The organism is Proteiniborus ethanoligenes, from assembly GCF_900107485.1.
GTDB classification, from domain to species: Bacteria; Bacillota; Clostridia; order Tissierellales; family Proteiniboraceae; genus Proteiniborus; species Proteiniborus ethanoligenes.
On record NZ_FNQE01000065.1, the window covers coordinates 1 to 1694 of the forward strand.

Genomic DNA, 1694 nt, shown 5'->3' on the forward strand with positions numbered 1-1694 from the left:
GATCGTGTCAATAATTTGTAGGAAAATAATAATTATACTTTCCCCTTGTTTGATGTAGCCTGTAATTATCTCATTTCAAAGCTCTTAACTTTATTTGATAATATTTAGGCTCTATAAATAAACTATATGATTTTATAGTTGATTCTGGTTATTATAGATTTAACTTCCACATTATTGATTTTAAGAGATGTTTAAATCTATCTTAGGCACCCCTCATTGTTCTTAATATTTGTCTTTGCCAGCTCCTTCTTCCATCACTTATGTATGGGATGTTATCTAGACTTTCTGGTATTGAGCTTCTTAATTTTTTCTTAACTAGTCTTTTTTCTAACTCTATTATTCTTTCTTCTCTTGCTTGATCTTTTTTCTTTTTACTCATTAGTTCATAAAGGTCTCCACCATTGGCATTGTATACTCTTAGTCTTGCCATTTGGTCTGCTCCTATTTTACTCCATCCTAGGGGTCTTGAACTTAGCCTGGAGGATAGTATATGGCTAATGTGACTTTCTGCACTGCAGCCTACATATTCTTTTTCATACCTTCTTATTATTCCTTCCCAATTATTTAGAATGTATCTTTTACAATCTTTAACTGATTCTTTCTTGGTTTCTGATTTTGTTTCTTCTATTATGATATTTAATAGATCCCTGGTTGCTTCTTTATTGTGTTGGTTTATATAGTTCCATAGGTTGCTAAAGGTGTGGGGCTGGTGGGCTGTAGCTTTTCTTACATATTTGGATAGGTGAAAGTAGTCTAGTACATATTGGCTTCCTTTTATCCAATTTAATCCTTCTTTTATCCATCTTGCTCCATCGCCTGAAAGGTAGATTTTTTCTACCTTATCTAAGTTGTAGGCTTCTTCTAAATAGTCTGCTACTTCTAGCCATAAATCTTCTGTGTCTTTTAAGGAGCCTGTGAAGTATCTTTTGTTTATTAGTTCATATCTATCTTTTGATTTAAATTTCTTTCCTTCGTGAACATAAATTAGTTTTATTTCTTTATTTTTACCATCTTGCATGGCTACATGGTCTTCGTCTGCTTCTATGTAAATTATCTTTACTTCTTTTTTCTTAGTCTTTAGTTCTGCATCTTTGTTCTCTACATTACCTAGTTTCCTTATGCTATTTAGGACTGTCTGCTTGGTTACTTGTGTATTAGGGGATACTTTTTTTCCTGATTTATGGTAGGAGTTATCCATTGCTTCTTTTATTAATTCTGCTTCATAGGATAAATCCATTCTTTCATAGGATTCTATTCCAACCATCCTATCTGATAGGTAGTCATAGCTTCCATCTTTTTTATTCTTGTAGTAGGTTCTTTGATAGTTAACTTCTCCAAATTTTGTTATTAGTGTTTTTTTATCATTTCTTCTTTGAATGTAGTATTCCTTTTTTCTAGTGCTTGACTCCCTAATGGTCTCATCAAGCATTTCTAGAGCTTCCTTCACTATTTTAACTCCTATTTCATCTAGGGATTTTCCTGTATTTATGATGAAATGAGAAATGTCTTTACTATCTAATATTAGGTCCTCTAAATTATTTTTCATATCCAGGGTGATTTTTTCTACTATTTCGTGTATAATTGTATTCATAAGAATAGCCTCCTCTGTGTTTTGGTGTGTTGCTTTGACACTTCCATCATAACATATGGGGCTATTCTTTTTATATTTTTTCCTACAATTATTTTACACTAAG

Annotated in this window: 1 protein-coding gene; it reads right to left on the minus strand. The window is 31.9% G+C overall.

Annotation, left to right across the window (positions count from 1 at the left end; genetic code table 11):
• Positions 1–202: 202 nt before the first annotated feature.
• Positions 203–1591, minus strand: coding sequence for an ISLre2 family transposase (locus BLV37_RS14735; RefSeq protein WP_091733221.1), 1389 nt, complete (start codon positions 1589–1591; stop codon positions 203–205).
• Positions 1592–1694 lie beyond the last annotated feature (103 nt).

Coding starts and splice junctions, on each gene's coding strand:
- BLV37_RS14735 (WP_091733221.1), bottom strand. CDS start 1,591: ATGAATACAATTATACACGAAATAGTAGAAAAAATCACCCTGGATATG.